The organism is Ancylobacter oerskovii, assembly GCF_018390555.1.
Lineage (GTDB): Bacteria > Pseudomonadota > Alphaproteobacteria > Rhizobiales > Xanthobacteraceae > Ancylobacter > Ancylobacter oerskovii.
The window spans coordinates 36,747-60,063 of record NZ_JAHBGB010000012.1 but is presented as its reverse complement, the minus strand read 5'-3'; the positions used below and the strand labels follow the sequence as shown (position 1 = coordinate 60,063).

22 protein-coding genes, 1 tRNA gene and 2 pseudogenes are annotated in these 23,317 nt (G+C 63.1%); 13 read left to right on the top strand and 12 right to left on the bottom strand.

Annotated elements, in window-relative coordinates; genetic code table 11:
• The first annotated feature begins 219 nt into the window (after nucleotides 1-219).
• A tRNA-Phe gene (locus tag KHC19_RS08180) sits at nucleotides 220-295 on the top strand.
• A 416-nt stretch (nucleotides 296-711) separates the two neighbouring features.
• Here the strand turns inward: KHC19_RS08180 and KHC19_RS08175 are convergent.
• From KHC19_RS08175 to KHC19_RS08165, 3 genes are all read right to left on the bottom strand, one after another.
• On the bottom strand, nucleotides 712-1,155 hold the full coding sequence (locus KHC19_RS08175; RefSeq protein WP_213351863.1) for a type II toxin-antitoxin system HicB family antitoxin: 444 nt from the start codon (nucleotides 1,153-1,155) through the stop codon (nucleotides 712-714).
• 35 nt (nucleotides 1,156-1,190) lie between these two features.
• Nucleotides 1,191-1,385: a type II toxin-antitoxin system HicA family toxin gene (locus KHC19_RS08170; protein WP_378297237.1), complete on the bottom strand. Its 195-nt coding sequence runs from the start codon at nucleotides 1,383-1,385 to the stop codon at nucleotides 1,191-1,193.
• 320 nt (nucleotides 1,386-1,705) lie between these two features.
• Complete coding sequence (locus KHC19_RS08165; RefSeq protein WP_213351862.1) at nucleotides 1,706-2,275, bottom strand: hypothetical protein; 570 nt, start codon at nucleotides 2,273-2,275, stop codon at nucleotides 1,706-1,708.
• A gap of 567 nt (nucleotides 2,276-2,842) precedes the next feature.
• Between KHC19_RS08165 and KHC19_RS26175 the strand changes: the two genes are divergently transcribed.
• The 3 genes from KHC19_RS26175 to KHC19_RS08155 all read left to right on the top strand — a co-directional run bounded on the left by KHC19_RS26175 (nucleotide 2,843) and on the right by KHC19_RS08155 (nucleotide 5,090).
• The gene (locus tag KHC19_RS26175) at nucleotides 2,843-2,974 is read left to right on the top strand and encodes a hypothetical protein (protein WP_281418554.1); all 132 of its coding nucleotides are present in this window, start codon (nucleotides 2,843-2,845) and stop codon (nucleotides 2,972-2,974) included.
• Between the two features lie 269 nt (nucleotides 2,975-3,243).
• The gene (locus KHC19_RS08160) at nucleotides 3,244-3,705 is read left to right on the top strand and encodes a DUF4126 domain-containing protein (RefSeq protein ID WP_213351861.1); all 462 of its coding nucleotides are present in this window, start codon (nucleotides 3,244-3,246) and stop codon (nucleotides 3,703-3,705) included.
• The gene (locus tag KHC19_RS08155; RefSeq protein ID WP_213351860.1) at nucleotides 3,702-5,090 is read left to right on the top strand and encodes an FAD-containing oxidoreductase; all 1,389 of its coding nucleotides are present in this window, start codon (nucleotides 3,702-3,704) and stop codon (nucleotides 5,088-5,090) included. The genes KHC19_RS08160 and KHC19_RS08155 overlap by 4 nt, the downstream gene beginning before the upstream one ends.
• Before the next feature lie 138 nt (nucleotides 5,091-5,228).
• On the opposite strand, the gene KHC19_RS08150 is transcribed toward KHC19_RS08155, so the two are convergent.
• Nucleotides 5,229-5,735, bottom strand: coding sequence for a DUF1993 domain-containing protein (locus tag KHC19_RS08150; protein WP_213351870.1), 507 nt, complete (start codon nucleotides 5,733-5,735; stop codon nucleotides 5,229-5,231).
• 384 nt (nucleotides 5,736-6,119) lie between these two features.
• Nucleotides 6,120-7,022, bottom strand: a complete 903-nt coding sequence (locus tag KHC19_RS08145; RefSeq protein ID WP_213351859.1) for a LysR family transcriptional regulator — start codon at nucleotides 7,020-7,022, stop codon at nucleotides 6,120-6,122.
• 93 nt (nucleotides 7,023-7,115) lie between these two features.
• Here KHC19_RS08145 and KHC19_RS08140 point away from each other — a divergent pair, with 93 nt between their 5' ends.
• The 5 genes from KHC19_RS08140 (at nucleotide 7,116) to KHC19_RS08120 (ending at nucleotide 12,068) form a co-directional block, all read left to right on the top strand.
• Nucleotides 7,116-8,231: a 4-oxalomesaconate tautomerase gene (locus tag KHC19_RS08140; protein WP_246548491.1), complete on the top strand. Its 1,116-nt coding sequence runs from the start codon at nucleotides 7,116-7,118 to the stop codon at nucleotides 8,229-8,231.
• A 47-nt stretch (nucleotides 8,232-8,278) separates the two neighbouring features.
• Nucleotides 8,279-9,259 (top strand): Bug family tripartite tricarboxylate transporter substrate binding protein, encoded by a 981-nt coding sequence (locus KHC19_RS08135; protein ID WP_213351858.1) that lies wholly within the window; start codon nucleotides 8,279-8,281, stop codon nucleotides 9,257-9,259.
• Nucleotides 9,260-9,419: 160 nt separating this feature from the next.
• Nucleotides 9,420-10,100 carry a tripartite tricarboxylate transporter TctB family protein gene (locus tag KHC19_RS08130; RefSeq protein WP_213351857.1) on the top strand — a complete coding sequence of 227 codons (681 nt, stop codon included), beginning with the start codon at nucleotides 9,420-9,422 and terminating at the stop codon, nucleotides 10,098-10,100.
• Between the two features lie 3 nt (nucleotides 10,101-10,103).
• Nucleotides 10,104-11,606 carry a tripartite tricarboxylate transporter permease gene (locus KHC19_RS08125; RefSeq protein WP_213351856.1) on the top strand — a complete coding sequence of 501 codons (1,503 nt, stop codon included), beginning with the start codon at nucleotides 10,104-10,106 and terminating at the stop codon, nucleotides 11,604-11,606.
• Between the two features lie 72 nt (nucleotides 11,607-11,678).
• Nucleotides 11,679-12,068, top strand: a complete 390-nt coding sequence (locus KHC19_RS08120; RefSeq protein ID WP_246548489.1) for an acyl-CoA thioesterase — start codon at nucleotides 11,679-11,681, stop codon at nucleotides 12,066-12,068.
• 148 nt (nucleotides 12,069-12,216) lie between these two features.
• On the opposite strand, the gene KHC19_RS08115 is transcribed toward KHC19_RS08120, so the two are convergent.
• The 3 genes from KHC19_RS08115 to KHC19_RS08105 all read right to left on the bottom strand — a co-directional run bounded on the left by KHC19_RS08115 (nucleotide 12,217) and on the right by KHC19_RS08105 (nucleotide 14,051).
• Nucleotides 12,217-12,747, bottom strand: coding sequence for a VOC family protein (locus KHC19_RS08115; protein ID WP_213351854.1), 531 nt, complete (start codon nucleotides 12,745-12,747; stop codon nucleotides 12,217-12,219).
• A gap of 50 nt (nucleotides 12,748-12,797) precedes the next feature.
• Entirely contained in the window at nucleotides 12,798-13,646 is an 849-nt protein-coding gene (locus KHC19_RS08110; RefSeq protein ID WP_213351853.1) for an alpha/beta fold hydrolase, read from the bottom strand.
• A 141-nt stretch (nucleotides 13,647-13,787) separates the two neighbouring features.
• Nucleotides 13,788-14,051, bottom strand: a complete 264-nt coding sequence (locus KHC19_RS08105) for a Rossmann-fold NAD(P)-binding domain-containing protein (protein WP_246548487.1) — start codon at nucleotides 14,049-14,051, stop codon at nucleotides 13,788-13,790.
• Between the two features lie 259 nt (nucleotides 14,052-14,310).
• Here KHC19_RS08105 and KHC19_RS25855 point away from each other — a divergent pair.
• Nucleotides 14,311-14,498 (top strand): annotated as a pseudogene (locus tag KHC19_RS25855) (LysR family transcriptional regulator); the annotation flags it as partial.
• Nucleotides 14,499-14,643: 145 nt separating this feature from the next.
• On the opposite strand, the gene KHC19_RS08100 reads toward KHC19_RS25855, so the two are convergent.
• Nucleotides 14,644-14,931, bottom strand: coding sequence for an FCD domain-containing protein (locus tag KHC19_RS08100; protein ID WP_213351852.1), 288 nt, complete (start codon nucleotides 14,929-14,931; stop codon nucleotides 14,644-14,646).
• A 649-nt stretch (nucleotides 14,932-15,580) separates the two neighbouring features.
• Here KHC19_RS08100 and KHC19_RS08095 point away from each other — a divergent pair.
• Together KHC19_RS08095 and KHC19_RS08090 are read left to right on the top strand one after the other, a co-directional pair.
• Nucleotides 15,581-16,807: an efflux RND transporter periplasmic adaptor subunit gene (locus KHC19_RS08095; protein WP_213351851.1), complete on the top strand. Its 1,227-nt coding sequence runs from the start codon at nucleotides 15,581-15,583 to the stop codon at nucleotides 16,805-16,807.
• Nucleotides 16,804-19,986 carry an efflux RND transporter permease subunit gene (locus tag KHC19_RS08090; RefSeq protein WP_213351850.1) on the top strand — a complete coding sequence of 1,061 codons (3,183 nt, stop codon included), beginning with the start codon at nucleotides 16,804-16,806 and terminating at the stop codon, nucleotides 19,984-19,986. Before KHC19_RS08095 ends, KHC19_RS08090 begins: the two co-directional genes overlap by 4 nt.
• Before the next feature lie 50 nt (nucleotides 19,987-20,036).
• Here KHC19_RS08090 and KHC19_RS08085 read toward each other — a convergent pair.
• Nucleotides 20,037-21,209 (bottom strand): annotated as a pseudogene (locus KHC19_RS08085) (IS3 family transposase).
• Nucleotides 21,210-21,767: 558 nt separating this feature from the next.
• Here KHC19_RS08085 and KHC19_RS08080 point away from each other — a divergent pair.
• A complete protein-coding gene (locus tag KHC19_RS08080) occupies nucleotides 21,768-22,721 on the top strand; it encodes a lipase family protein (RefSeq protein WP_343207674.1) in 954 nt (317 codons plus the stop codon).
• Between the two features lie 241 nt (nucleotides 22,722-22,962).
• On the opposite strand, the gene KHC19_RS08075 is transcribed toward KHC19_RS08080, so the two are convergent.
• Complete coding sequence (locus KHC19_RS08075; RefSeq protein ID WP_213351848.1) at nucleotides 22,963-23,100, bottom strand: SDR family oxidoreductase; 138 nt, start codon at nucleotides 23,098-23,100, stop codon at nucleotides 22,963-22,965.
• A gap of 8 nt (nucleotides 23,101-23,108) precedes the next feature.
• Complete coding sequence (locus KHC19_RS08070; protein WP_213351847.1) at nucleotides 23,109-23,309, bottom strand: hypothetical protein; 201 nt, start codon at nucleotides 23,307-23,309, stop codon at nucleotides 23,109-23,111.
• Between the last annotated feature and the right edge of the window lie 8 nt (nucleotides 23,310-23,317).

Below are 23,317 nucleotides of genomic sequence, written 5' to 3'. Positions count from 1 at the left end.
GGTGGCGATGATCGGCCTCGCCTCGCCCGGCACCGCGCTGGCGCAGGATGCCCTGCCGCGCCCGAGGGATTGGCAACAGCCGGTCGCGAGGCAACCTGATCAGGCCGCGTCGTCCCTATCGTGCATACCGAGTTTGACGCGTCGCTTGCTGACAAGGCCCCGGGGCCGCCGACAGGCTAGGCAAGACAGTGCGGATTTCGCCCGCGTCGATCAAGTTCATCTGAGGTAGCTCAGACGGTAGAGCGCCGCGTTGAAGGCGCGGGCGTCGGCGGTTCGATCCCGCCCCTCGGGACCAGTTCCTAACGAAGCCTCGGAGGTTGGGAGGCGCAAGCCGTTACAGACCAACCACGCAGCGCGCCGGGCGTAGCGCTCCGGCCGTCAGGAAGGGATTGCCGGACCGAACGTCGCTGCGCGATAATGGCCTCGTTCTACGTGCATATCTTGCCAACTTAGGAAGCCGCCGCCTTCATTGCGTGGCGGCTTCTTTTTGGGCTCATCCTGCCGGGGCCCGCTTCTTCCGCCACGTCGTGGGGGGAGGAGCGGCGGCATGAACCTGCCCGAGGGTTTCGAGCCACGCGGCAAGGCCGGCTGGAATATCGGCCTCACCTGACGCCCACCGCCTCACAAGACGGTCGTCGCATTCGAGGGCGTCGGCCAATCCCCGCTGCGACCAGCGCAGCAGGGACAGGCATTCGCGAAAGCGTTCGGGAGTCATGCCGCTTCGAGAGTGATGTTGACGCTCTGGTTGAGTGCCTGAAACGCCGCATCAATCTGGTCAAGCCGAGATGCATGATCAAAGCGGAACAGGCGATCAACTTGCTCGCGGTGCACCCCCATGCGCCGAGCCAGTTCCGCTCGTGTAACGCTGTCCTTCTGGCAGGCGAAGAAGAGTAGGAGCTTCATCGTCGCTTGCAGGGGTAAGCGAGCGAAATCACCGGCCGCTAGCGCCGCGCGGTTGGCTTCGCTGTCTTCGGGCACAGGGACGTCCTCCCAGCCGGCGACGCGAGCCGCAACGGCCTCTTCTACCGCCTCTGCCCCATAGCGGAGCGCGTCCTCTCGCGTCTCGCCGAAAGTGGTGACCTCTGGGAGCGTCGGGCAGGTGACTAGGAACGTGTCGTTATCGTCCGGGGTAAGGACGAGCGGGAAGTAGAACATCTGGCCCTCCTTGGCCGGTGGGGGTGGACCCCGGCCTACTTGAGGCCGAGGTCCTTTTTGATTTTGTTGACGAGTCCGGTGCCTAGTTCCTTGTTGGCTCCGTGCATCGGCAACTGGGAGGTCTTATCGTTCAGTTTGACGGTGAGATGGCCGCTGCCTCCACGATGCGCCTCGAAGGTGCATCCTTGTTTCGCCAACCACCGCTGAAGCTCTCTTGCGTTCATGTACATAAGGGACTCCACACTTCTGTGGAAGACAACAGAAGTGTGGAGTCCCTTCGTAATTTGTTTCGGGACTGACAGAGCGCCCTGCGCGTCTATCTAGTAGGAAGGCGATGCCCGCCCGCCCCCCTCTCCACCGCCCCAGCGCCCAGACAAAGGCTGAACGAGACAAGCGCCGCGACGCCCGGCGCTCTGCCGATCAGCCGTGCCGACACACGACATGAGCTTGAGCTGGCTCGGGCCGGCTTCCCCGTGCCCAAGCCAAATAGTTTTGAGTTTGGCGAGTGGCCGACAGGACTAAAAATGAAAACAGAAACCGGCTGGGAGCCTCATTTCCACGGACCGATTCCGCAATTCCCGCCGGGATGCCAGAGTTTGAGATGAAGATAGGCCATGGGGTCTATCTTATCGAGAAGCGAGGTTGTGCTAATGTAGCCCGGCTGTCCCGGCTGTGGATATTGAATTGCATTGAGGTTCTTGTTTCTTCCGCAGATTCGGCTCGTGTATCCGAGGGGTATTCTCGGATAAGCGATGGTTCCGAAATGTCCGGCATGAAAAAATTCTTGCTCAAATATCAGCTTTGAATAATTGCCTCCTTCGTCGTCATACCAGTTATTATAAATTTGGAATCCGATAAATGTCGAGGTTACGTAATAATACCCATAGATGTAATCTTCAGGGTGATCAGGAACCATCCATTCTTCGAAATTAACACAAATGCTGCCTAGGACGATTGTCGTGACGCCGAGATGATCGACTATCGGCCACTCTTTCTCAATCGTGCAATAGGTCACCTCGCCAACCGGCCGTGCTCCCGGCTTGTTGGGCGGCTTCGGAATGTCTGGATTTCGTACTTTTGGAGATGCGGATGACTGTGCGAGGAAGTTTACAGGTTGCATTCTATTGACCCCCCAGTTTCAAGAACTGCAGAAGCAACAATAACCTTACCCAATGCGACGGCAAGGGCCACTACTCGCGGATGTAAATATATGGCGAGGTACAGAGGCGGGCATCGGGGAGGTGGGAATGCGAGGGCTAATGCTCGCTCTCGCGGTTACACCAGCCGATGGGACAAGGCCCGCCTGACCTTCCTCGCCGAGCATCCTGTGCCGCGTGTGCGAGGCCAGAGGAGAGGTGACGGCGGCCGTGGTGGTCGACCACATCGAGCCCCACCGTGGTGATCAGCGCTTGTTCTGGGACACGGACAATTAGCAGCCCCTCTGCGAGCCGCACCACAACAGCACGAAGCAGCGTGAAGAGCGTCGAAGCTTCGGCATTGGATCGGACCTGAGCGGCCGCCCCGTTGACCTCACGCACCCATGGAACCGAGCGTGACGCAACGGCCCAAGGGAGGGGAGGGACAAAACCTCCAGGCCCTGGGGGAACGGATCGGCCGGGGGCGGAACATTCGCACCGAGACCAATTTCAGAACAAAAAGTTGGGGCCACCCCAAAGGGGTGTTTTGCATGAACGTGATCGAAGGAACCGGCCAGATCGTGCCGGAACCCCACTGGCGTATGCTCCTCTCGGACGACATCGAAATCGAGGCCGCCACGGAGTTGAACCGCGCCGGATTTGCCGGAGGCCATTTCGTTTGAGTCACGCCGCCCTGGCTGGCTCATCCAGCATCGCGTAGTAGCGGTTCTCAGCCTCGGACGGTTGGATGTTGGATTAGCGGATTGGGGAGGAACTCCTTTGGCGAAAATTTTTTCGCTTCGTCGCCAGGATCCGCGGTTCGTCGGCAGGGCGCGGGTCCGCACTTGTCAGAATTCCTGGTTCGTCGCTTGATGGAAGAAGCGGAGCACAACGGGGCCATTCGGAGCCATGCGGCACCCCATGTGGCAATCGGTTCATCGGGGGGGGGCGTATGTTCTACTTGCTGGCCTTGCTTATAGGGGTTGTGGCCGGGCTAAGGGCCATGACCGCGCCTGCTGCCGTCGCCTGGGCAGCTCATCTCGGATGGATTGATCTTTCCGCCTCGCCGCTCGCCTTCATGGGCTATGCGTGGACGCCCTGGATCTTCACGGCGCTGGCCCTGGTCGAGTTCGTCACCGACCAGTTGCCGACGACGCCAAGTCGGACGGTGCCGCCGCAATTCGCGGCGCGCCTGATCAGCGGAGCGCTTTGCGGTGCCTGCCTCGGCGTCGCCGGGGGGAGCCTGTCGATCGGCGCCGTAGCCAGCGTGATCGGCGCCGTGATCGGTACGCTGGGTGGACGTCTGGCGCGTGCGGGCCTTGCCGAGAAGTTCGGCCAAGATCGCCCTGCCGCATTGATCGAAGACGCCGTGGCCGTCATCGGCGCTGTCATTATCGTCATGGTGGCGAGATGAGTGACCCGGCACGTCGCTTTGATGCCATCATCATCGGCGCCGGCCAGGCGGGACCCTCGCTGGCCGGGCGGCTGACGGCGGCAGGCAGGAGCGTCGCGACGATCGAGCGGCGCCATTTCGGCGGCACCTGCGTCAATACCGGCTGCAAGCCGACCAAGACGCTGGTCGCGAGTGCCTACGCTGCCCGCATGGCGCAGAGGGCGGCGGAATACGGCGTGGTGCTGGATGGCACGCCCGGCATCGACATGAAGAGGGTCCAGGCGCGCGCCGAAAAGATCATCCAGGACGGGCGCTCGGGTATCGAGAACTGGCTGGATGGCATGAACGGCTGCACGGTGTTTCGCGGCCATGCCCGCTTTACCGGCCCGCATGACATCGAGGTCGACGGCACGGCGCTCACCGCACCGCAGATATTCATCAATGTCGGTGGCCGGGCGTCGGTGCCGGACCTGCCCGGCATTGGGGATGTGCCCTATCTCACCAATAGCGACATGGTCGAGCTCGACACCGTGCCCGGACATCTGGTGGTCATCGGTGGCTCCTATATCGGCCTCGAATTCGCGCAGATGTTCCGTCGCTTCGGCGCCCGCGTGACGGTCGTCGAGAAGAGTGAGCGCCTGATCGCGCGCGAAGACGAGGATGTCTCGACCGCCATACGCGAGATATTGGAGGCGGAGGGCATCGAGGTGCGAACCAATGCCGAATGCCTGAGCCTCGCGCGGCACGACGACGGCGTGGCGGTGCGGGTCGGATGTGCCGAAGGTGCGCCGGAAGTCGTCGGCACGCATCTGCTGCTCGCCATAGGTCGTCGGCCGAACACTGACGATCTAGGGCTGGAAGCCGCCGGCATCAGGACTGATGAGCGGGGCTATATCGCAGTCGACGATTTCCTCGAGACGAGCGTCCCTGGCGTCTACGCGCTGGGCGACTGCAACGGGAGAGGGGCCTTCACTCATACGGCCTATAACGATTTCGAGATTGTCGCGGCCAACCTGCTGGATGGCCAGGGCTGGAAGGTGAGCGAGCGGCTTCCCGGCTATGCGCTCTATACCGATCCGCCCTTGGGGCGGGTTGGCATGACGGAGGCGCAGGCTCGCCAGAGCCATCGCGCCCTTCTCATCGGCAAGCGGCCGATGAGCCGGGTGGGCCGCGCGGTGGAAAAAGCGGAGACGCTGGGTTTCATGAAGGTGGTGGTGGATGCCGAGACGCAGCGCATCCTCGGGGCGGCAATACTTGGCACCGGCGGTGACGAGGCCATCCACGGACTGCTCGACATCATGAATGCGAACGTCCCCTACACGGTCTTCCAGCGTGCGGTACCGATCCACCCGACGGTGTCGGAACTGATCCCTACGCTGCTGGGGGAGATGAAGCCGGCAACGTGACAATGCCGGCGCCGGTCCTTCAGCCAGCGGCCGTGCCGGCCATCGCTCTCCAGCGTGCGCTACGCCGCAGGGCGGCCAAGTGGCCGCCCTGCGTGACGCGCTACCACGCGTCCCTTCTGGTACCTGCCCGCGCCGAGGTCACAGCGGACCGAGGAAATCCGACTTCCCGACCGGCACGCCCGCATGGCGCAGGATGTCGTAGCCGGTGGTGAGGTGGAAGAAGAAGTTGGGTAGCGCAAAGGTGAGGAGATAGCTGCGCCCGTCGAGCGTCACTTCGCCCTGGCGGCGCTTCAGCACGATCCGGCGCTCCTCGCTGCCGTCGAATGCTGACGCATCAATGCTCTTCAGATAGGTCACCGTCTTGGCGATGCGCGCATGCAGCTCGGCGAAGTTGGCCTCGTTGTCGTCGAAGCTCGGGCCATCTGTGGCGGTAAGGCGCGCGGCACAGAATTTTGCCGTGTCGCTGGCCCGCTGCACCTGGCCGGCCAGAGACAGCATGTCCGGCGCCAGCCGCGCTTCCACCAATGTCCGGGGATCGAGGCCCTTCTCCTGGGCAAAGGCCTCTCCTTTGGCGAGCATCGCCGAGAAGTTGTCGAAGCCCCGTAGAAAGACGGGGATCGAGGCGTCAAAGATGGAAAGGGACATGCATATCTCCAGCGGCACGGGCGTTTCGGATGACCGTTGTGGCCGGCCTGGATATGGGCGCGCGATCTGGTACCGCCAGCCTTCGGCAGACGCGTGCGGTTCCGGCGTTCCCTGTCACGAGCATGGAAGTTCCGTCGATCACCGAAGTGTCGCCGTCTCGCCTCTAGCTGATGCAATGGCCCATAGCCCGCTTCAATATCAACGCTTGTCGCAGCCCATCGCAGATGGAGGCAAAGCCGGCGGCCATAACCATGCCTCAAAACGCGTGGAAGCCGGCCTCTCGCGCCGCATTCTTTGCTTCGTCCGATCCACCTCTTAGCGAAGTGGGAGAACCTGCGCCGTCAAATAGGGGGCGGCTTCACTCATCAAATTCCTTCACACTACCTAGACGTCGTCACGCCATTCACGCAGCAGCATTTCGAGGAAGCGCTGGGCGGCTGGCGAGAGGCGGCCGCTGCGGCGCTGGACGACGCCGATCGGACGGGAAACCTCGGGCTCGATCAGCGGGCGGGTCATGATGAAGGGGTGGTTGGATCGTGGCGTAGCGAGACGCGGCAGCACGGAGACGCCGAGACCTTCCTCGACGAGGCCGAGCGAGGTCGACAGATGAGTGACCTCGTAGAACCATTGCAGCCTCAGATTTGATCGGGCGAGGGCGGCGTCGAGCAAGGTCCGGTTGCCGCTGGTGCGCCCCACGGTGATGAGCCGGTGCGGCTCAAGCTGCGACCAGCGTAGCGGTCCCTCCACTGCCAGCGGATGATCGCGCCGGCAGGCGAGCACGAAGGGGTCGTCCATCAGCGGCGTGAACTGGAGCTGCGGATCGGAGGAAGCCATGAGGTTGATGCCGAATTCCACCTCACCGCGCGCTACGCTCTGGAGGCCGTCATTGGCGCTGAGGTCGAGGATGCGGAAGCGGATCTGCGGATAGATCTCGTTAAACCGCTTGATGACGCCGGGCAGGAAGTAGAATGCCGCCGTCGGCAGGCAGGCAATGGTGACGACGGTGTTCTGCCGCTGGCCGAGTTCCCGCACCGAGAACAGCGAGCTCTCGAACTCCTCCAGCATCCGCTTCACCAGCGGGATAAGCTCCCGTCCCAGCGCAGTGGGCGCGACGCGGCGGGTGGTCCGCTCCAGAAGGGCGGCGCCCACAGCTTGCTCCAGCTTCTGGATGCGCCGGGTGAGTGCCGGTTGCGAAAGATTCAACGCCTCAGCCGCCTTGTGGAAGCCCTCAAGCTCCACGACGGCGAGGAAGGCGCGCAGATCCAGTATATCGCAATTGATATTCAAAGCGCATCAATCCTCACGATCTTTGCATTTAATGTACAGTTCGCCTGTCGATACAAGCATGAATGACAAACATTCATGCGAGGATCGCATCAGATGCACAAGAGTTCCAACATGCGCATCCCCGCTGTGCTGATGCGAGGCGGAACCTCCCGCGGCCCCTTCATCCTCGAAAGCGATCTGCCCACCGATCCCAAGCTGCGCGAGTCCGTCCTGCTCGCCATCATGGGGTCGCCCGACACACTGCAGGTCAACGGCATTGGCGGGGGCAACCCGCTGACCAGTAAGGTGGCGATCATCTCGCCGTCGCAGCGGCCGGGAGTAGACGTCGAATACCTGTTCGCTCAGGTAGCGGTAGATCGGCCCATCGTCGACATGACGCCGAATTGCGGCAACATGCTCTCCGCTGTCGGTCCCTTTGCGATCGAGAGCGGGCTGCTGCCCGCAGGCTCGGGTCAGACCACGGTGCGGATCTTCAACCGGAACACCAGCAAGACGATCGAGGCCGTCGTTCAGACGCCTGACGGAAACGTAACCTATGGCGGCGACACCGAGATCGACGGCGTGCCGGGGCGCGCGGCGCCGATCAAGCTCACTTTCCTCGATGCGAACGGCTCGAAGACCGGCAGTCTCTTTCCCACCGGATGCACGGTCGAAACGATCGATGACATGCCGGTGACCCTGATCGACTATGCCATGCCGATGATGATTATCCAGGCCGCAGAGCTCGGGCTGATCGGCACTGAAACGCCAGAAGAGCTCGACGCGAACCGGCCGCTCTTCCGCAAACTGGAGGCGCTCCGCCGCGAGGCCGGCCGTCGCATGGGGCTCGGCGATGTCTCCAATGCGGTCGTGCCGAAGATCGGGCTAATGGCCGTGCCGGTCCGCGCCGATGGTACGATCACCTCACGCTACCTCGTGCCTCACCGTACCCACCGTGCCCATGCGGTCACCGGCGCACTCTGCGTTGCCGTGGCTGCCGCCACGCCCGGCACAATTGCTCATGCCGTGGCGCGCCTGCCGGCTGCCGGGAGGCCGCTCATCATCGAGCACCCCAGCGGCAAGATCGATGTCGATCTCGAACTGGACGCAGCCGGCGAAGTGCGCCGCGCCAGCCTTATCCGTACCGCCCGCCGCATTTTCGAGGGGACGGTGATCGTGTCCATGGAGGAACAAACGGGTGACGGCGAGCCTCAAGCTCACCGCGCCTGAACGCAGATCTGCCAAAATACCAACGACACAAGAACCGGAGGAAAGTCATGTTGAACCGTCGCCATCTCTCCCTGCTCCTCGCGACCGGCTGCCTGGTCGCCGCCCTTCCAGCCGCCCATGCGCAGGACGCCTATCCGGTGCGTCCGGTGAAGCTGGTCGTGCCCTACGCCGCCGGCGGCGGCACCGACGCCATTGCTCGGCTTGTTGCCAATGGCGTGGGTGAAAAACTCGGCCAGGCCATGGTGGTGGAAAACAACGGCACATCTGGCGGCAATGTCGCCTCCCAGCGTGTGGCGAGCGCCGACCCGGACGGCTACACGGTGCTGATGGCCAATCAGGGGCCCATGGTGGTCAACCCGCATCTGTTCAAGAGCTTGAAGCTCGACCCGCTCACCGCCTTTGATCCGGTGACGCTGATTGCGCGCACGCCGCTCGTGGTGGTCGTCTCCAAGAACTCGAAATTCAAGAGCTTCGAAGACATCATCGCCTTCGGCAAGGCAAGCCCCGGCGCGCTCACCTATGGGTCGGCCGGCAATGGCTCGGCGAGCCATCTGGCGACAGCGCTGCTGCTTTCGCAGGCTGGCATCAGTGCGGTGCACGTACCTTACAAGGGTGCGGGCCCGGCGCTCAACGACATGCTGGGCGGACGCGGCGACTTCATGGTGACGACGCTTCCCTCAGTGCTGGGCCTGGTCGACAGCGGCGAGATGGTTCCGCTCGCCGTCACCACCAAGGAACGGGTCGCCAAGCTGCCCGACGTGCCCGCCGTCGCCGAGCGCGGCTACCCCGACTACGAGTCCGCGGCCTGGTACGGTTTCACCGTGCCCAAGGGTACGCCGCAGCCGGTGATCGACAAGCTGCGTAGCGCGACGCTCGAAGCGCTCGCCACACCGATCATCAAGGAACGTCTGAGCGCCGAGGGCACCACCATCGTCGGCGACACCCCGCAGGAATTCGCCGCGATGATGAAGTCGGAGAGCACCCGTTGGGCGACGTTCCTCGGGCAGGCCGGCATTTCCATCGACTGACCGTTCCGCGCCCCGGCGTGCACCGGGGCGCGATCACCCCGTGCGGCGGCTCGACGTCGCCGCGCCAAGGACGAGCCCGGCCCGCATGGCGGAAAAGACCGGGCCGGCGTAGCGCCACCACGCGCCAGGGGCAGCAACCCGGCGAACGCTCAGGGAGGGCATGATGACCAATGTCGCACGCGGGACCGTGGGCTCGCGCAAACAAGTGGGGGCCGTTTCCCCCAAGGAACTGGGCGCGGCGGCAATTCTCATCGCGCTCGCCGTATTGGGCTTCGCGCTCTCCTCCGAGCTGCCGCGCGGGACGCTGCGCTCGGTCGGCGCCGGCATGCTGCCGCAGGCGCTCTCCATCCTGCTCGGACTGTGCGCCATCCCGATTCTCCTCGGCGCGCGACGCGGTGATGGCGGATCCGAGGAGTTCACCTTCTCGTTGCGCGGGCCGTTCCTTGTGCTCTCCGCCACCGCGCTGTTCGCCCTGACGATCAAGAGTTCGCATTTCGACGGCTGGAGCACGCCGGAACTCGGCCTCGTGGTGGCCGGTCCGCTCGCTATCATCGTCGGCGGCTATGCGTCTCCGGACGTTCAACTGCGGCCGCTGGTGACCCTGGCGCTGTTCCTCACACCCTTCAGTCTCGTGCTGTTCGGCGACCTCTTGAACCTGCCGATCCCGATCATGCCGCGCTATGTGCAGGAGGTGCTGCTGGCGGGCTGGAGCTATCGCGGCGCGCTGAGGCTCGCCGCCGCCCTGATGGTCGGCGTCGGAGTGCTCGTGCTGTTCACCGGGCGCCGCGCATCCGCCAAGACCTCGTCCACCAAGACCCCGAACGCGACCGCGGGAGGCTGAGCCATGTTCGATCTCATCGGCAATCTCGGCCTCGGCCTCGCCGTCGCCTTCTCGCTCAAGAACCTCGTGCTGTGCCTCACGGGCTGTCTGGTGGGAACGCTGGTCGGCATCCTGCCCGGTGTCGGGCCGATCGCCACGATCTCGATGCTGCTCCCCATCACCTTCGGGCTCGATCCGGTGGGGGCGCTCATCATGCTCGCCGGCATCTATTACGGCGCGCAGTATGGCGGCTCGACCACCGCGATCCTCGTCAACATTCCCGGTGAGGCTACGGCGGTGGTGACGACGCTCGACGGCCACCAGATGGCGCGGCGTGGGCGGGCCGGCGTCGCGCTCGGCATCGCCGCCATCGGCTCCTTCATCGCCGGCACCTTCGCCACCCTGCTGATCGCCGCGCTTGCCAAGCCTCTGACCAGCCTTGCCCTGGTCTTCGGTCCGGCGGAGTATTTCTCGCTGATGGTGATGGGCCTCGTCTTCGCCGTCGTGCTGGCGCATGGCTCGATCCTGAAGGCCATCGCCATGATCCTGTTCGGCATCCTGCTGTCGACGGTCGGCATCGACCTTGAGACCGGCGAGGCCCGCATGACCCTCGGCATGGACTTCCTGGCGGACGGCATCGATTTCGCCGTGCTCGCCATGGGCGTGTTCGGTGTCGCGGAGATCCTGCGCAATCTCGACAATGTCGAGACGCGGGACGTGGTGAAGCAGGCCATCGGCCGGCTGCTGCCGGGCCGCGAGGAGATGCGCCAGTCGGCGGCGCCGATCGCGCGCGGCACGATCATCGGCGCCATCCTCGGCATCTTGCCGGGCAACGGTGCCGTCCTCGGCCCGTTCGCCGCCTACTCGCTGGAGAAGAAGCTCGCCAAGGATCCCAGCCGTTTCGGCAAGGGGGCGATCGAGGGCGTCGCGGGGCCCGAGAGCGCCAACAATGCCGGCGCGCAAACCTCGTTCATCCCGCTGCTCACCCTCGGCATCCCGCCCAATGCGGTGATGGCCCTGATGGTCGGCGCCATGACCATCCATGGCATCGTGCCGGGTCCGCTGGTCATGACCAATTCGCCCGACCTGTTCTGGGGCATGATCGCCTCCATGTGGATCGGCAACCTCATGCTGCTCATCATCAACCTGCCAATGATCGGCCTATGGGTGAAGCTCTTGAAGGTGCCCTATCACCTCATGTTCCCGGCCATCCTGATGTTCTGCTCCATCGGCATCTTCTCGATCAATTCAGAGCCGGTGCAGGTGTTGCTGATCGGGCTGTTCGGCTTTGCCGGCTACCTCCTGGCCAAATTCGGCTTCGAGCCGGCGCCGATGCTGCTCGGCTTCGTGCTGGGCCGGTTGATGGAGGAGAATTTCCGTCGTGCCCTTCTGGTCTCCCGCGGCGACATGGCGACCTTCATAGAGAGCCCGATTTCCGCCGGTCTTCTCGCCATCGCGGTCATCATGCTGGTGGTGGTGCTGCTGCCGAGCTTCCGCCGCGGGCGCGAGGACGTCTTCGCGGAATAGACTGTCACCACCGAGAGCCCAGCATGGCATCGCAAGATGCCGGCTGCGGGCATCTCCCCATGGATGGTTACCATGATCGCCACTGCCGAACCGCCATCGCACTCGCCGGTCATCCGCACCATCGCCATGCCCGCCGACACCAATCCGGCGGGCGACATTTTCGGCGGATGGCTGATGGCGCATATGGACCTCGCCGCCGGCAACGTCGCCACGCGCCGAGCCAAGGGACGCGTCGCCACCGTGGCCGTGGAAGCCATGAGCTTCCTCAGTCCGGTGTTGGTCGGCGACGAGGTGAGCTTCTATGGCGAGGTGCTGTCGCTGGGACGGACCTCGCTGCGCATCCGCATCGAGGCTTGGCGTCGCCCCCGTGAGGGCGAGACCTTGAACAAGGTGACGGAAGCCACCTTCACCTTCGTCGCGATCGGCATGGATCGCCGGCCGCGGCCAATTGAGGGGGCGTAACCTCGTCATCGTAAAGGCCATCCCCATCTAGCTCGCATGGCATGGTCGATCGGTCACGACAGCCGTCGCGGCTGCGCATTCGTCAAACCTTCCCACAATGTCAGCATCACCCCGACCGAACTGCTGCGGGTTCCGTTTCGCGTCCTGCTCAATCCTCGTCCTGCCACCTGCGCAGATCCGTCTGGTCATGATAGGCCATGCGGTCCGGGGTGGTGATAAACTCTATCGTCGTGCCCCAGGGCATGCGGCAGTAGCAGACCTTATTTCCAGGGCCTTTCTCGGTGGCATAGGGAATGGCGCGCGGCGCGGTAAGAACAGTACCTCCGGCCTTCTCGAAGCGCTCGACTGAGGCGTCGATGTCGTCGGTGTAAAGACCGAAGTGTGTAATGCCGAAGTCGCTCGCTCGAGCCGGTTGGGCTTGTTCGGGGCCGTGCATTTCGAAGAGCTCAATGTCCGGCCCGGTTCCGATCTTGACCATTGCCTGCGCACGCACGACCGTACCGGGGAAAGCGCCAGTGGCCCGCTCGAATTCGGGGCCCTGCCGCGGCGGATCCAGCGGTCCAAAGGACTGGTAGATCACCTGGCCGCCGAAGGCTTCTACCAGGAATGATTTTGCTGCTTCGATGTCGGGCACGACGATGCCGATATGATTGACCCCGCCAATGACAGATGCGGTCATGACAGTCTCCTTTGCTATTTATTCGATTTGCGAGGGCGCGGGCACCGGGCTCAGTTGATCTTGAGGAAATCGATCAGAGCGGCCGCGACTTCATCCGGCCGCTCGTCCGCGACATAGTGGCTGCACCGAGCGATCGGACCGCCCGTCACATTGGTGGCGAACTCTTTGAGCATCGGGACCATCTGCGCGCCGAAGCGCTGATCCCCACCCAGGCCAAGCACCGGTATCGCGAGCGGTTGCTTCTTGTACTCGAGCGCAGCCGCATGATCGGCGGCAAGGGTGCGATACCATTCCATGCCGCCGCGCGTGCGGCCAGGAAGCGCCATCGCTTTCGCGTAGACCTCGATGTTCGCCGGATTGAAGGTGCTGTGATCGTAGAACCGCTCTGCCATGAAGGTCGAAACATAGTCATATTCACGGCCATGAATCAGAAGCTCGGGCAGATCACGGTTCATATGGAAGCTGAAGTGCCAGAGCCTGGCAGTTGTCGCCTCCCATCCGGTCCAGCCGGGAAGCGGCACATCAAGGATGGCCAGGTGGGTAACAGCCTCCCGATAGATGGCAGCCTGTGGCAAGGCGACCATTCCGCCGATGTCATGGCCGCACACGGCGTAGCGCTCATGCCCAAAGGAAGCCATGACCTCGTGCGCGTCGCGCGCCATCGTTGCCTTGTCGTAACCATCCTGTGGGCAGTCGGAAAAGCCCGCGCCGCGTAGATCGATGGCCACGACGCTGAAGTGCTCGGCAAGGACCGGCATTACAGCGTGCCACTCCCACCACATCTCCGGCCAACCGTGAAGCAGAAGGATCGGCGGACCGGAACCCCCGGTGACGGCATTTATCTTGATGCCATTCGCAGGCACCAGTTGCTGGGTAAACCCCTTCAAAGATGCGATCATGATCGCTTTCCAAGCAAATGTTGACGTTCAGACAGAGCTCGCGACCAGCGCTCAAGGCCGGTCGAAATCAGTGGCGATTGTGATGTCGCGTCAGGCGTCGATATCCCTGCGGAAGGCCGCCAGCTTTCGTTCAGCGATCGGCTACGGGATCGCCTTGTCGGGATCACCTGCCCGATTGTCGTCGTTCGCTTCGCGATAGCGCTTGCGCGAGCTCGCGGTGTATTCCGGCATCTCGTTGGCCGCCATTGTGATCGAATGGCCAAGAATCGGTGCGAAATGGCCGGGACGATCAGTGTTGATGCCGAAAGGCTTCAGCTCACCGGCGAGCACTTCGGAAATCCCTTCCGTTCCGGCCAAGCATCGCAGCACGGGCAGGGCAGCCCTGGTCACCAGCATCGTGATCATCGTCGAAGTCCTCATTGCGAGCATCGAGGCGGGCCGCCGCTTCAGCGACCGCCCAGGAAAATCCCTCTGTTCGGTTCGGACAAGCTTCCTCAGGTTCCAACAACCAGGATCACATTTTCCTTCACCCAAGCGGCGGCCGCATGGTCCGGCCTATCCGCAGAAGGATGCACGTCCAAACGATAGCGGGAATCTAGGTGGTTAGATTTGTTCTGTAAGTGACATAACTGTACTCTCGTCGTTCAGTTTTGTGCGGGTTGCGGTGGAATGGGGTGACGTCAGAATCTTTCTCGCCGTTCCGCGATCCGGCGGCCGGCGCCTCCGCACTTGACCGCTTCTGGTCACATGCTCTTCCAGCGCACTGCGGACGCTCTTGTTCTGACCGAAGGCCATGGGATTTTCGCGCTGGCCGAGCGGATGGAAGAAGGCGTGCGGGCCATGGGACGCCGGCACTGGCGACGGGTTCGTGGGCATCGATGTGCACAGCACGTCCTCGCGCTGCACAGCCATCACGATTGCCGAGTGGAAATACGTTCATGCCGGCGCAGATGACCACAGCTGACGCCATGGCGGTGCGGCACCCGCAAAACCACATTCACCCGCCGGTAAACAGCCGGCCGAGGTCAACGCTCTTGCGGGTGTCGCGGTCCAGATCGAGCCGGTCCTCGACATTGCCGAGATGGTCCTCCATCAGTGCGATGGCCCGAACGCCATCGCCATCGAGGAGGGCGTCGAGGATCATCTGGTGCTCGTGGTGCGAGCCTGTCGGGCGTGCAGGACGGCTACACGGCCAAGATGCTGCACCCGGCACGCCGTCCGGTCGCCAGGCCAGTTGGCCGATCCTCTGGTCATGACGGCGCCGTTCCCGGACGGGTACGATCATCAAGCCTCGCGACGGGCGCAGAGCACTGAAGCTTTCTGCGCCCCGCAACCCGACCGTCGACGCGCGTGACCGGGCCGTATTTCAGAATATGGACAGCTCGGCGGTCTGAAGGTCGCGGCCAATTGGTGGGCGAGGCGCCCCTCGATTGAGCGGTCACGGCTCACCTATGGCGAAACACCCAACAATCCCAAATAGAGCCCGGCCGATTCGACGCCGGTGGTAATCGGCAGTACGCTGACGGACCGCTAACAACGCTGTCAGCCTGCTAGGTGGCTGGGAGGAGATGGACCTCGATCCGTGCGTTTTCGCTCAACCCCTCGGGAGCAGGCGCATGGTCGACGATTTTAATCCGGGACAAGTTCTTCACGATTTGGATGGGTTCGCCACCGCTCGGAAATGGCGGCTGATGGATATCTGTCCGTAGACCGCCACTCGCGATTGTCAGATCCGGCACCACCCCGTCCGAAATGACCGCAGCGGATAATGCTGCGAATCCTGACCCGAGGGGCGTGCATCTTTGAAAACCTCTTGACGGAAGGAATGGAAAATAAGCTAGCAGGTATGCCAGAAATTCCTGCTGCATCCACTATTCCTGATTGTCGTGCCACGCTTTCTGCAAGCAAAATCTTATAGATAAAAGGCCGAAACGATGCGGGCGACCAATTGCGTATCCGTTCAATGTTCTCCCTCGAGGCATCGGATTTCCGGGCTGCATATCCGCCTATTGGTAGCTGGAATAGCTGCGATCGCCAGCATCGCACTCAGCTCGGAAGCAAGCGCGCAGTCGGCGCCGGTCGTCACCGTTGCCAAACCGGTGATGCGTGAAGTCGTGGAGAACGACGAATTTATCGGCCGCTTCGAGGCAGTGGATGAGGTGGCGATCCGCGCGCGCGTCGGTGGCTATCTTGATGAGATCCGCTTCAGGGACGGCGCCATCGTGAAGAAGGGCGACGTCCTGTTCGTCATCGACCAACGACCGTTCAACACGGCGCTCGAGCAGGCGAATTCGGCGCTGGAAGTCGCCAAATCGACGCTGACGCTCGCGGAGGCGCAGTACAAGCGCGCCGAGTCCCTCGCCCAGAGCGGTTCCGGATCGATATCGACGCTGGACGACAGGCGGCGCGATCTGGTCTCCGCGCAGGCCAGCGTCCGCGGCGCGCAGGCGGCGGCAGATAGGGCGGCGCTCGATCTGGAGTACACGAAGATCGTCGCGCCGATCTCCGGCCGGGTCGACCGGAAGCTCCTGTCCATCGGGAGTCTTGTGGAAGCGGATAGTACAATTCTCACTACCGTCGTCTCCCTCGACCCCATCGACTTCTACTTCGACGTCGACGAGCGTCGCCTGCTGAATTTTGCTCGTACCGCACGGGAGCGGAAGGCCGACTTGCAGCAGGGCGACGACTCCGTGAAAGTGCGCGTGCAGATCGCCGACTCCAGGGAAGGCGCGTTTGTCGGCGAGCTCAATTTCGCGGAGAACCGCTTCGACAACGCGACCGGCACAATGCGGGTGCGCGCCCGCTTCCCGAACGGATCAATGGTGCTGCAGCCCGGCCTGTTCGGCCGCGCGCAGGTTGAGGCGTCGAACCGCTATACCGCCATCCTCATTCCCGACGAAGCCATCAGTTCCGACCAGAATCAGCGTGTCGTGCATGTCGTGGCCGCAGACGGTACGGTGTCGACACAGCCGATCCGTCCCGGCCCGCGGCTCTATGGCTACCGCGTGGTCCGCGACGGACTGAAGGGCGACGAAACCATCATCATCAACGGCCTGCTGCGGGCGCGTCCCGGCGTCAAAGTATCGACGCAGCTGGTCGAACTCCCGCGGAGCTATGAAGAACAGTCGGGCGGCAATCCGATGGTAGGGGTGGCGCCGTGAGATTTTCTCATTTCTTCATCGACCGGCCCATCTTCGCGGCGGTTCTCTCGATCCTGCTGCTGCTCAGCGGAAGTATCGCCTATTTCCAGCTGCCGGTTTCGCAATATCCGGAGATCGCGCCTCCCACGATCGTCATCCGGACCTCCTATCCGGGTGCCGACCCCGAGACGATCGCCAAGACCGTCGCCACGCCGATCGAGCAGGAAGTGAACGGCGTCGAGGACATGCTGTACATGTCGTCATATTCGAGCGCGGACGGCTCGATGAGCCTGACGGTGACATTTAAGCTCGGCACCAACCTCGATAAGGCGCAGGTCCTCGTCCAGAACCGTGTAGCCATCGCCGAACCCCGCCTTCCCGAGGAGGTCCGGCGCCTCGGCGTCACCACCGTCAAGAGTTCGCCGGACATCCTGATGGTGGTTCACCTCTACTCGCCGAACGCGCGCTACGACCAGCTCTACATTTCCAATTATGCTCGCAACCGCATTCGCGACGACCTTGTTCGTCTCGATGGTGTCGGCGACGTCACGCTATTCGGCGAACGCGAATATTCCGTGCGGGTCTGGCTCGACCCGGAAAAACTGGCTGCGCTCGGCATGACCGCCGCCGATGTGGTCCAGTCGCTGCGCGACCAGAATGTGCAGGTGTCCGGCGGCTCGATCGGCGCTCCGCCCGTCGATGCGGGGCAGGCATTCCAGTATACCGTGACGGCGCAGGGGCGCTTCGCGGATGCGCGCCAGTTCCGCTATGTTGTGGTCAAGTCAACGACGGACGGACGTATCGTCCAGCTGCAGGATGTGGCCCGCGTCGAGCTTGGCGCGAAGGACTACGTCACCAACAGCTATCTCGACGGCAATTCGGCGGTTGCGATCGCGGTGTTCTCGCGGCCGGGCACCAACGCGCTGGCGACGGCGGATGAGATTCGCGCGCTGATGAAGAAGGCCTCGGCATCGTTCCCCGAAGGTCTCGCCTACCAGATCGTCTACAATCCGACCGAATTCATCTCTGCCTCGATCGACGAGGTGTACCGCACCATCGGCGAGGCGGCCCTGCTGGTCGCCATCGTCGTGCTGGTGTTCCTGCAATCCTGGCGCACGGCTCTGATACCGATCATAGCTATCCCGGTATCGCTCGTCGGCACCTTCGCGTTTCTTCTGGCGTTCGGCTTCTCGCTGAACCTGCTGACGTTGTTCGGTCTCGTGCTGGCGATTGGCATCGTCGTCGACGATGCCATCGTCGTCGTCGAGAATGTGGAGCGAAATCTGTCGCTCGGCATGTCGCCCAAGGAGGCGTCCCGCGTGACGATGAATGAGGTCGGCACGGCGGTGGTCGCGATTTCCCTCGTTCTCATCGCGGTCTTCGTGCCGAGCGCCTTCGTGCCGGGGATTACCGGCCAGTTCTACCGGCAGTTCGCGGTCACCATTTCCATCGCGACGGCCATTTCGGCGTTCAATTCGCTGACGCTTTCGCCGGCGCTTGCCGCGCTCGTACTCAAGCCGCATTCCCACGGCACGCCGTCGCGCACTATTGTCGGGCGTGTTTTCTCGGCAATGGCCAATGGCTTCAACGCCGGCTTTGATCGCGTCAGCCGCGGCTATGCCTGGATCGTCCGGCACATGGTCCGAAATCTCGCCTCGCGGCTGGCGGCGCTCGCTGTATTCGCGGGCCTGCTCGGGGCGACTTATTACATGGTTACGCTGGTTCCGCGCGGGTTCATCCCGAACAGCGACCAGGGCTATGCCATCGTCGTCATCCAGCTGCCGGACGGCGCCGCTCTCGGGCGGACCGACGAGGTGGTCAAGCGCGCGACGGCGATCATCGACGAGGTGCCTGGCGTGGCGCATGCGGTCGCCTTCTCCGGCTTCAACGGCGCAACCTTCACCAATGCGACCAATGCCGGGGTGATCTTCACCCCGTTCGAGAGCTTCGAGCATCGCCTGGAGCACCATCAGAGCGCTCACCAGATCATCGGCGAGATGTACACGCGCCTTCAGGCGATCCAGGAGGCGTTCATCATTGCCATCCCGCCGCCCTCCGTGCGCGGCATCGGCAATGGCGGCGGGTTCAAGATGCAGCTGGTCGACCACGACAGCGCCGATCTGCGCCGGGTACTCGGCCTTGCCCGGCAGATCTCGGCCAAGGCGAACCAGACGCCAGGCCTGACGGGTGTCTTCACGACCTTTTCTGCCAACACGCCGCAGTTCTTCATCGATATAGACCGCGAGAAGGCCCGGAAGCTGAACGTGTCGGTGCCTGACATTCTCGACACGCTGTCGATCAATCTAGGCACGTCCTATGTGAATGATTTCAACGCCTTCGGGCGCGTGTACCAAGTTCGGGCCTCGGCGGATGAGCGATATCGCCGCGAGCGCGACGACATACTGAATCTCAAGGTCCGCTCGGCCACGGGCGCGCTCGTGCCCATGGGAACGCTGGTCGTCATTCGCGACACCAACGGGCCGACGCTGGTCCAGCACTACAATATGTACGTGTCGGTGCCGGTGCAGGGCACGCCGGCGGCGGGGACGTCAACAGGCGACGCCATTGCAAGCATGGAGCACCTCGCGGCGGAAGCCCTGCCGCCCGGAACCGACTTCCAGTGGACCGAGCTCGCCTATCAAGAGACCACTACGGGCAATACGGCGAACTACATCTTCGCCCTATCGGTCGTGTTCGTCTTCCTGGCGCTGGCGGCGCAGTATGAAAGCTGGACCTTGCCGATCGCTATCATCCTCATCGTACCGCTGGCAATCCTGGCGGCGCTGCTGGGCGTGCACTGGCGCGGCCAGGACAACAACATCCTGACCCAGATCGGCCTGATCGTGCTGGTCGGCCTGGCGGCAAAGAACGCCATCCTCATCGTGGAGTTCGCCCGGCAGGCGCAGGAGGCCGGCAAGAGCGCCGTCGAATCCGCGGTCGAGGCCTGCCGGCTGCGGCTGCGCCCGATCCTGATGACCGCCTTCGCCTTCATTTTCGGCGTCCTGCCGCTGATGATCGCGACCGGCCCGGGCGCCGAGATGCGTCAGGCGCTGGGAACGGCGGTGTTCTTCGGCATGCTGGGCGTGACGTTCTTCGGCCTATTCCTCACCCCGGTCTTCTTCGTAACGCTGCGGTCGAGATGGACACCGCCAAATCCGGAGCGTCCCGCGATCGCGGCGGAGCCTGTCGCTGGCCACTAGACGGAAAGATCAAAATCTGGCCTGCCCCTATTGAGCGGTCCGGTTGGACTCTAATGCATAGTCGGCCTTTCGGCCTGGCTTGATTGGTAGGGCTTCAGGGACAGGATGGCCGCTGGAGCCGGCGGTTTGTAGCCGAGCGAGGAGTGAGGTCTCTCGGTGTTGTAGTGCTGGCGCCAGCCTTCGATGACGATGCGTGCCTCGGCCAGGCTGTAGAAGATCTCACCGTTGAGGAGCTCGTTGCGGAGCTTGGAATTGAAGCTCTCTCAAGAGCCATTCTCCCAGGGCGAGCCCGGTTCGATGAAGGCCGTCCTGGCGCCGACCGCGGCGATCCAGTCCCGGACGGCCTTGGCGATGAACTCCGGGCCATTGTCGGAACGTACGTGTCCCGGCACGCCCCGCAGTACGAACAGGTCCGACAGGACGTCGAAGACCGAAGTCGAGTTGAGCTTGCGGTCGATGCGGATCGCCAGGCATTCCCGCGTAAACTCATCGATGACGTCAGCGCAAACGCAGCGCGTTTGTCGCGAGCATGCGGAACTTTCGGCCATTGTGAGTGCGATCCTCGACGAAGTCGTAGGACCAGACGTGGTTGGGATGTTCCGGTCGCAGCCGCACGCAGGAGCCGTCGTTGAGCCAAAGACGGCCCTTCTTCGGCTGCCTGTGCGGCACTTTGAGCCCCTCCCGCCGCCAGATTCGCTCCACCCGCTTGACGTTCACCGCCCACCCGGCGGCGTGCAGCAAGGCCGTGATCCGGCGATAGCCATAGCGTCCGTACTGGGTGGCGAGTTCCACGATGTCGGCGGTCAGGGTCGCCTCGTCGGCACGGCCCACCGGCACCTTGCGTTGGGTCAATCGATGTTGCCCCAGAACCCGGCACGCCAGCGGTTCCGACACGCCAAGCTTGCTCACGACGTGTTCGACACAGCGCCGCCGCCGGGCGGGGCTCAGAAATTTCCCGCCGCAGCTTCCTTCAGGATCAGCTTCTCCAGCGTCAGATCCGAGACAGCCTTGCGCATCCGCTCGTTCTACCTCTCGAGTTCCTTCAGCCGCTTAACCTGGTCGCTCTTCAGCCTGCCAAACTCCTTGCGCCATCGGTAATACGTGAACGCCGTCACCCCGATCGCCCGGATCACTTCGGTAACGGGGCGCCCCTGCGATACCAGAACGTCGACCTGCCGAAGCTTCCCGATGATCTCCTGCGGCTTGTGCTTCTTCTGCGCCATGGCGCCATCCTCCAAGGGCTCGAAAGCCTACTTCAAGGAGGACCACTTTTCAGGCGGCAGGCCAGACAACGTCACCGCAAGCCCAGCCTCCAGCGGCGGCCAGAAGAAAAAGGCACCCCCGCTCATAGGTCAGGCACTTCGGCCGACAGCGTCCGATACCCGCGGGTGAACGAGAAGGATGTTTCGAAGCATCGAATATATAAACCATCCATACGCTCGTATGATCGCAAAAATTCACGGATTCCCTAGGGTCTACATAAGATCTTGCTTGGCTTCATCTGAACAACTGGGCCTGACCATGCAGATGTCGACGCGCCGCGCAGCGAAAAGTAGACGTTTTTCCATCTTCCTTGGTGTGCTGCTCGCCGTCGGCTATCCGGCGATGGGCGCTATGGCTGACGCTGCCGGTTCGGCGACCTTCTACAGTATACCGAAGGGAGAGATCGCCGGCCCTCCCGGCACGCTGTTACGGATGCAGGCCGTGACTGCCCCCCTGGGGCGTCGGCGGCTTACCGCATCATCTATCGCTCACGAAATTCCGCCGGCAAAAGCATCGCCGTGTCCGGCCTTGTCGCAATACCAAGCGCTGGGAATGATGCTGCCTTGCGGCCGATCGCTTCTTGGGGGCATGGCACCACCGGCATCGCGTCGGACTGCGCGCCATCTTTCCGTCCGGCGCAAGGCTTCGCAGACATAGCCGGCCTGGACGGGCTGTTGACCAACGATATCCTCGTGGTCGCCACTGATTATCAGGGGCTGGGAGAAGACGGGCGGACCGGCTATCTCGCGGGTGCCAGCGAGGGACAGGCACTAATCGACGCGGCGCGTGCCGTTCGGCGAATTCCGGGTGCCCACGCCTCGAACCGTTTCGCAACTTGGGGGTTCTCTCAAGGGGGGCATGCGTCCTTATTCGCGGGCGCAATTGCTCGCCGCTACGCGCCCGACATGCATCTTGTCGGCGTCGCCGCCGTCTCGGCGCCGACGGAGCTGCTTCCCCTCATGAAGGCCGATATCGGCACGCTCGGCGGAAACGTCATCGCGTCCTACGCCGCTTGGTCATGGAGCAAGACCTACCACGCACCTCTCGGCGCCATCGTGAAGAGCGATGCACGGGCAACGGTAAGGCGGATCGCACATACCTGCAGTCTCAATCTCGCCGACGACATTTCCTTAGGGCTCGACGCGCTGGCATTCCAGGACGAGGGGTTTCTCAAGCCCAATGTCGCCAAACAGCGAGATTGGCAATCGCTCATCGCCCGCAACTCCGTGCCGGTGTTGCACGTGCCCGTATTTTTGACGCAGGGGCAGCTTGATATGTTTGTCAGGCCCACAATCACACGCGACTACGTCCGTCAGCTATGTCGGGCCGATACGCACGTGGTCTATCACGAGATTCCGCTTGCGTCCCACGGAGGCGCCGCTGCGGCCAGTGCGGTCCAAGCCGTTGCATGGTTGGCCGGCCGATTTTCAGACCGTTCTCCACCGACGACCTGCACAACCTCCCTCGAATGATGTTCGAGTCGAACGCTTCGTACTCCACGGGTATCTCCTCTCCGGTGTGCCGGGGTTGGCGAGCCGACTCCGCAGGGGCTCACCCCCCGCCGAGGCGTCGCAAACCTTCCATAGCAAGAAGGGGGGGGAGCCATGAAGCCGCCCTTCCTCCCGCTTGAATTGGCCAGCAGAGCCGCTGGATGCCCGGCCGCAACCGCCTTTTCAGTTTTTCGCGACGCTAACCGGCCAGCGGTCGCCCTCGTCAGACCTGCGTCATGCCGCCGTCCACGAAAAGCTCGGCACCGTTCACCAAACTCGCGGCGCCGGAGGCTAGCAACAGCACCGCATCGACGACGTCCTCGGGCTTGCCAACCCGGCCGCCTGGAAGGGAGGCGACCATGCCGGTCTTCACACCCTCGCCTGCGCCCCGCCGCCGAACAGATCGTTGAGGCCTGCCGTCTCGATCACGCCGGGGCTGGCGACGGACAACAGAATCAGGACTTCACGACCGCAGTAACGCCGACTTTTTCGACGACATCGACGCTGCGTGCCCGTTGCTGAGGTCGCCGAGACATTGTCCATCTTGAAAGCCGCCGGCTTCCTTGCCATCTGTCGCG